6 protein-coding genes and 1 pseudogene are annotated in these 6,298 nt (G+C 65.7%); all 7 read left to right on the top strand.

The window, feature by feature from the left end; translation table 11 throughout:
- The coding region (locus DH10_RS18190) for an FAD binding domain-containing protein (protein ID WP_192385165.1) at positions 1–526 on the top strand (526 nt) is incomplete at its 5' end.
- A gap of 112 nt (positions 527–638) precedes the next feature.
- Positions 639–1,121 (top strand): (2Fe-2S)-binding protein, encoded by a 483-nt coding sequence (locus DH10_RS18185; RefSeq protein WP_192243379.1) that lies wholly within the window; start codon positions 639–641, stop codon positions 1,119–1,121.
- 11 nt (positions 1,122–1,132) lie between these two features.
- Positions 1,133–2,500 carry a xanthine dehydrogenase family protein molybdopterin-binding subunit gene (locus DH10_RS37670; RefSeq protein ID WP_192243381.1) on the top strand — a complete coding sequence of 456 codons (1,368 nt, stop codon included), beginning with the start codon at positions 1,133–1,135 and terminating at the stop codon, positions 2,498–2,500.
- A 1-nt stretch (position 2,501) separates the two neighbouring features.
- Complete coding sequence (locus tag DH10_RS37665) at positions 2,502–3,506, top strand: xanthine dehydrogenase family protein molybdopterin-binding subunit (RefSeq protein ID WP_192243383.1); 1,005 nt, start codon at positions 2,502–2,504, stop codon at positions 3,504–3,506.
- 7 nt (positions 3,507–3,513) lie between these two features.
- The gene (locus DH10_RS18170; protein WP_192385164.1) at positions 3,514–4,395 is read left to right on the top strand and encodes an AAA family ATPase; all 882 of its coding nucleotides are present in this window, start codon (positions 3,514–3,516) and stop codon (positions 4,393–4,395) included.
- A 53-nt stretch (positions 4,396–4,448) separates the two neighbouring features.
- On the top strand, positions 4,449–5,582 hold the full coding sequence (locus DH10_RS18165) for a vWA domain-containing protein (RefSeq protein WP_192243565.1): 1,134 nt from the start codon (positions 4,449–4,451) through the stop codon (positions 5,580–5,582).
- Positions 5,582–6,271 (top strand): annotated as a pseudogene (locus DH10_RS18160) (amidohydrolase family protein); the annotation flags it as partial. The gene DH10_RS18165 and the pseudogene DH10_RS18160, both read left to right, overlap by 1 nt.
- Between the last annotated feature and the right edge of the window lie 27 nt (positions 6,272–6,298).

Below are 6,298 nucleotides of genomic sequence, written 5' to 3'. Positions count from 1 at the left end.
CGTCGGCGGGCCGGCGATCCGCAACATGGCGACCGTCGGCGGCAACCTGTTCGCCCCCGCCCCTTACGGCGACTTCACGGTTGCGCTGCTGGCGCTGGATGCCAGCGTTGCCGCCGAGGCCGGCGAAATGCCGATCGAGACTTTCCTGGCGGGCCGCGACACCAGCCGCGCCGTCGTCACCGCTGTCAGCTTTTCGTTGCCCAAGGCGGAGAGCTTCCGCTTCCTCAAAGTATCGCGGGTCAAGCCGAAAGGCGTCTCGGTGCTGAGCATCGCGGCACACCTGCAGTTCGCCACCGACGGCACTGTGACGTCCGCCCGCATCGCGCTCGGATGCATGGCCGACCGGCCGATACGGGCCAAGGCGGCGGAGGAGGCGTTGCTCGGATGCAAGCTCACTTCCGAGGAGATTGCACCGGCGCTTGCCGCGGCGGCTGAAGGAATCTCGCCGATCACCGATCCGATTGCCAGCGCTTGGTATCGCGCGGAGGTCCTGCCGGTCCATCTCGGTCGGCTGCTGCTCGGTTAATGCTTGTCGCCCAAAGCGAGCAGCGGTTTTGGGGATAACGACAAGCACGAAAAAAAGTCCGTGGGGGACGCGCGTCGGTCCGGTTCATCGGGCAGGCGCGAAAGGAGGAAGAATGGCGAAGGTTCCTGTTCAATTCACGCTCAACGGCTCCGAAAAAGCCGAATTCATCGAGAGCGGCACGACGCTGCTGCACGTGCTCCGCGACAAGATCGGCGACACCTCGCCGAAGGGCGGCTGCCATCAGGGCACGTGCGGCGCCTGCTCAGTCATCATCGACGGTGAGTTGAGGCTCTCCTGCCTGACCCTCGCCGAAACCTGCAACGGGGCCGACATCAGGACGACGGCAGGTCTTGCCGAAGGCGGCGTGCTGCATCCGCTGCAGCGCGCCTTCCTCGATGCCTTCGCCACCCAATGCGGCTTCTGCACGCCGGGCATGATCATGGCCGCCAAGGCGCTGCTCGACCGCACGCCCAATCCCAGCCGCGACGACGCGGTCGAGGCATTGTCCGGCAATATCTGCCGCTGCACCGGCTACGAGCCGATCATCCAGGCGGTGCTCACCGCCGCGCGCGCCAATTCGCAGAACGCCGCCTGAGGGAACGAGCCATGGAACTGCGCAAGGACTATTTCGCCGATGTCCGCAAGGACGACCTCCACGAGATCGGCCAGCCGCGCCCGCGGCTCGATTCCCCCGGACATGTCACCGGCAAGACCGCCTATTTCGCCGACCGCAATTTTCCCGGCATGCTGCATCTGAAAATGGTGCGCAGCCCGCACCATCATGCCCGCATCCGCTCGATCGACACCTCGGAGGCGGAAAAGCATCCCGGCGTCGTCAGGGTGCTGACCGCCAAGGACGTGCCGCACAACGTCTACACCATCCTGATCCTGATCCAGATCGGCCCCGAGGACGAGACGGTGCTGGCCGACGGCAAGCTGCGCTGGAAGGGCGAAGCCGTGGTGGCGGTGCTGGCCGAGACCGAGCGCGCGGCGCAGGAAGCCGCCGCCAAGGTCAAGGTCGACTACGAGGTGCTGCGGGCCGTCTTCGACATGGAGGAGGCGCTGAAGCCAGGCGCGCCGATCGTCAACGAATATCACGGCCGGAACTACTACCTCTATGACAGCGGCGAGTGCCGCAAGGTGCGCTTCGGCGATGTCGAGGCAGGTTTTGCCGAGGCCGATCATATCCTCGAGCAGAGCTACCAGTCCTCGCCGATCGAGCATGCGCCGACCGAGACCACCGGCTGCGTGGTGGCGCCGGAGGGCAATGACCGCTTCACCTGCTACACCAACACGCAGGCGATGTTCTTCACTCTCGACAACACCTCGATCATCCTGCAGATGCCGGGCAGCAAGCTCCATTTCGTCGGCGGCACCGTCGGCGGCGGCTTCGGCGGCAAGGTCGACGTCATCGTCGAGCCGATCGCCATCCTCGCCGCCAAGCTGACCGGACGCCCGGTCTCTTTCATCTACAGCCGCGAGGAGGAAATGCAGATTTCCTCGCCGCGCGCCGCCGAGAGGGTCGTCATCAAGGACGGCGTCATGAAGGATGGCCGCATCGTAGCGCGTAAGGTGACGGGCTACACCGATGCCGGTGCCTATTCGCGCCATTCGCCTTACGGCGCGCAAAAGGGCGCCGCGCACTATCCCGGGCCCTACACGATCCCGAATGTCTGGATCGACACCTACTGCGTCTACACCAACCGCACTCCCTCCTCGGCCATGCGCGGCTTCGGCGTCACCATCGGCGATTTCGCGCTGGAGGTGCAGATGGACAAGCTGGCGCGGCTGATCGGCATGGATCCGCTCGAATTCCGCTTCATCAACGCCTATCGCGACGGCGACATGAAGGCGCATCGCCAGCCGACCGAGGGCGCGGCGCTGATCGAGTGCATGCAGGAAGCCTCGCGCGCCGCCAACTGGCCGGTAGCGGAAAAATACATGGCGATGTCCTCCTACAGGAAGGGAGCCTGAGATGGCGATCCGGCGTGGACGCGGCGTCGCCGCGATCAACTATCCGACCGGCATGAACCTCGGCGGCGACCCGACCCAGGCGCTGGTCCATTCGACGCCGACCGGCAATTTCATGGTCACGCTCTCCAGCGTCGATCTCGGCCAGGGCATGAAGCAGATCATGGCGCAGATCTGCGCCGAGACGATCGGCGTGCCGACCGACCGCGTCATCGTCGACACCGCCGACACCGACACCGGCCCGCACTGCATGGGCACCTTCGCTTCGCGCGGCACGCACCGCGCCGGCAATGCCGTCATTCAGGCGGCCAAGGAGGCCCGTCAGGTGATGCTGGAAGTGGCTGCCGAGGAGCTGGAAGTGAATGCTTCGGACCTCGAAACCGATGGCCAGGGCAACATATTGGTGAAAGGCGCGCCGCAGAAATCGATCTCGATCTTCGATGTCGCGCTGGCTGCCCACTTCAAGCGCGGCCGCTCGATCTCCGGCCGCGGCATGTTTCTCATCCCGCGCTCCTATCCGGAAAAGGAGACCGGCGCGATGAAGCCCTCGACCTGCTATGCTCATGCCTGCACGGTGGCCGAGGTCGAGGTCGACGACGAGACCGGCGAGGTGACGGTGCTGACCGTGAAGAACGTTTTCGAGATCGGCCGCGCGCTGAACCCGAAGATGGTCGAGCAGCAGCTCGTCGGCGGTTCCTGGATGGGCATCAGCCACGCGCTCTACGAAACGACCGAGCCCTATTATCCGAACCGAGACCATGGCGCCACCGACTTCAACCAGTATCTGATGCCGGGGCCGGGCGATCTCGCGGCGACTGAGATCATCGTGCTGGAGCGCCCTTCCGCCGATGGCCCGTTCGGCGCCAAGGGGCCGGGCGAGATGTGCGCCAACCCGCAGATCCCGGCCGTCGCCAACGCCGTCTTCGACGCGGTCGGCGTTCGCATCGACACTTTGCCGATCACGCCGGAGCGCATCCTGCGCGCGCTGAAGGCGCAGGCCGCGGGCTGAGCAGAAGATGACCCGCGCCGACGCCGAACAGATCGCCGCTTCGCCGGAAGCAGTGGCGGCGCGCCTTGCCGCCTCGCGCTATCTGGCGGACGACAGCTTGGCGACCGCGATCTTCCTCGCGATCCGGCTCGGCAAGCCGCTGCTGCTCGAAGGCGCGCCTGGCGTCGGCAAGACCGAAGCGGCGAAGGCGGTTGCCGAATTGCTCGGCCGCGAACTGGTGCGCCTGCAGTGCTACGAAGGCATCGACGCCGGGCATGCGCTCTACGAGTGGAACTACCAGCGCCAGCTGCTCGCCATCCGCCATGCCGGCGAGCACGAGATCGACATCTATGACGACCGCTTCCTGATTGCGCGACCGCTGCTGCAGGTTTTGCGGGCGCCGGAACAGCGCGTGCTTCTGGTCGACGAGATCGATCGCTCGGACCATGAGTTCGAAGCGCTGCTGCTCGAATTCCTCTCCGATTTCCAGATCAGCATTCCCGAGCGCGGTACGATCCGCGCCGAAACGCAGCCGATCGTCATCCTGACCTCCAACCGCACCCGCGAGCTTGCTGAGGCGCTGCGCCGCCGCTGCGTCTATCACTGGATCGGCTATCCCGACGCCGCGCGCGAGGCCCAGATCATCATGCTGCGCTCAGGCCACGTCGCCGAGGCGACCGCGCGCGCGGTGGCCAATGCCGTGCAGCAGATCCGCGCCCGTCCGCTGGCCAAGCCGCCGGGCATCGCCGAAGCCGTCGAATGGGCGAATGCCGCGACCATCCTCGAGAAAGGCGGCAGCCCGTGGTCGGACGCCTTCCGCCGCGCCATCGGCGTGCTGATCAAGGACGAGGAGGACCTGTCCGCGATCGCGCCCGAACTCGGAAGGATTGTCGAGGAGGCGCTGGCGTGATGCGTGATCTCACCGAGCTGACGACGAGTTGGCATCGTCCGCCTATCTCTCAGATGCATGGGGAAAGCTTGCCCCACGCCGCGGCGCCCTTTCTCGGCTTTGCCCGACTGCTGCGCCACCACGCCTTCGCCATCGCACCCGAGCAGGTGACCAGCTTCATGCAGGCAGTGACGCTGCTTGGGCCGCGCTCGATGAACGATATCCACGAAGCGGCGCTTGCGACGCTTGCGCCCTCGCCCGACCGCCGCAGCGAATTCGAGGCGCATTTCCGCGGTTATTTCTATGGCAACGCCAAGCCTTCGATCGAAGGCGAAGAGGACGAAGAAACCCGCGTCAAGGACGATCGCGGCACGCGTGAAGAAGAAAGCCGGACCGTCCGCCAGGAGAAAGGCGGCGAGCTGTCCTCGGCGCTCGAACAATTGAGCAGCCGCGATTTCCAGCGCGACGCCGATGGCCTGGGTTCGTTCCGCCGCCGGCTCGCCTCCGCCCTTCCCGCCCGCCGTTCCTTCCGCACCACGCGCACGCGTTCGCGCGGCATCCTCGACCTCAGGCGCTCGCTGAGCGAGATCGTCAGCGCCGATGGCGACATCCCCGCGCCGCTGCTGCGCCGCCGGCAGACCGTGCCGCGCAAGTTCTTGCTGCTCATCGATGTCTCCGGCTCGATGAAGCTGCACACCGCCGACTACCTCAAGCTCGCGCATGCGGCGGTGCAAGGCGCCGACCGCGCGGAAGTATTCACCTTCGGCACGAGGCTTACCCGCATCACTTCGGCGCTGCGCATCCGAGACCGCGACCAGGCGCTGGCTCGCGCTTCAGCATTGGTAGACGACTGGGATGGCGGCACCCGCATGGGGCCGACCTTGCTTGCCTTCCTATCGGTGCCGCGCTTTTCCGCCTTCGCACGCGGCGCGGCGGTGGTGATCCTGTCGGACGCGCTGGAGCGCGGTGACCATGCCGATCTCGAAACAGCGATCCGCCGCCTGAGCGCCCGCGCCTTCCGGCTCTCGTTGGCGACACCCCTCGCCGGCGATCCGCGCTTCCGCCCGGCGACGGCGGCGCTGCGCGCCATCCTGCCGGTGCTCGACGACCTGGTCGATGGCTCGTCGGTCAGAAGCCTGACCCATTTCATCCTGTCGCTCGCCCGCCCCGCTCAGGCGGCCGAAGCCATCTGGAAAAGGGTATCGTGATGCAGAAAGCCATCGACGCGCACTTCCACATCTGGCGCCAGCAGGACCAGCCCTGGCTGGTCGGACCGATGGTACCGCGCATCTTCGGCCCTTACGAGCCGATCCGCCGCGACTATCCGATCACGGAATTCCTCGAAGACCAGGAAGGCTCCGGGGTCGAGAAGGCCGTCTATGTCCAAACCAACTGGGCCAAGGAGGATTTCGAGAAGGAGGTCGCCTTCCTGCAGAAAACCGCCGACGAGACCGGCTGGCCGCACGCCATCGTCGGCTATGCCGACATGACGGTCGACGATGTCCGGCCGCAGATCGACCGGCTGAAAAAGTATCCGTTGCTGCGCGGCGTGCGCATGCAGCTGCACTGGCACGAGACCCCCGCTTTCCGCTTCGCCGCTTCGGCCGACCAGGTTATCGATCCCAAGGTGCGGAAAAACGTAGCGCGGCTGAACGATTATGGCCTTTCCTTCGACCTGCAGCTCTTCCCGGCGCAGATGCAGGACGGGCTGACGCTGGTCGGCGAAAACCCTCAGACGAATTTCATCCTCACCCATGCCGGTATGCTGACCGGCATGGAGCCGCAAACGACCGAAGCGTGGAAGGCAGGCTTGCAGACGCTGTCAGCGGCGCCCAACTTTTACGCCAAGTTGTCGGGGCTCGGCACCTTCGCGCATCGCAACGATCCGGAACTGATTAGGGTCAGGACCCATTAATTTGTTGAG

The sequence above is a fragment of the Mesorhizobium silamurunense genome (assembly GCF_014843825.1).
Classification (GTDB): domain Bacteria; phylum Pseudomonadota; class Alphaproteobacteria; order Rhizobiales; family Rhizobiaceae; genus Mesorhizobium; species Mesorhizobium silamurunense.
This window is presented reverse-complemented; position numbering and strand designations above follow the sequence as displayed.

Excerpts from the sequence above, each read along its gene's own strand:
- DH10_RS18170 (WP_192385164.1), top strand. The coding sequence starts at position 3,514 with ATGACCCGCGCCGACGCCGAACAGATCGCCGCTTCGCCGGAAGCAGTG.
- DH10_RS37665 (WP_192243383.1), top strand. The coding sequence starts at position 2,502 with ATGGCGATCCGGCGTGGACGCGGCGTCGCCGCGATCAACTATCCGACC.
- DH10_RS37670 (WP_192243381.1), top strand. The coding sequence starts at position 1,133 with ATGGAACTGCGCAAGGACTATTTCGCCGATGTCCGCAAGGACGACCTC.
- DH10_RS18185 (WP_192243379.1), top strand. The coding sequence starts at position 639 with ATGGCGAAGGTTCCTGTTCAATTCACGCTCAACGGCTCCGAAAAAGCC.
- DH10_RS18165 (WP_192243565.1), top strand. The coding sequence starts at position 4,449 with ATGCATGGGGAAAGCTTGCCCCACGCCGCGGCGCCCTTTCTCGGCTTT.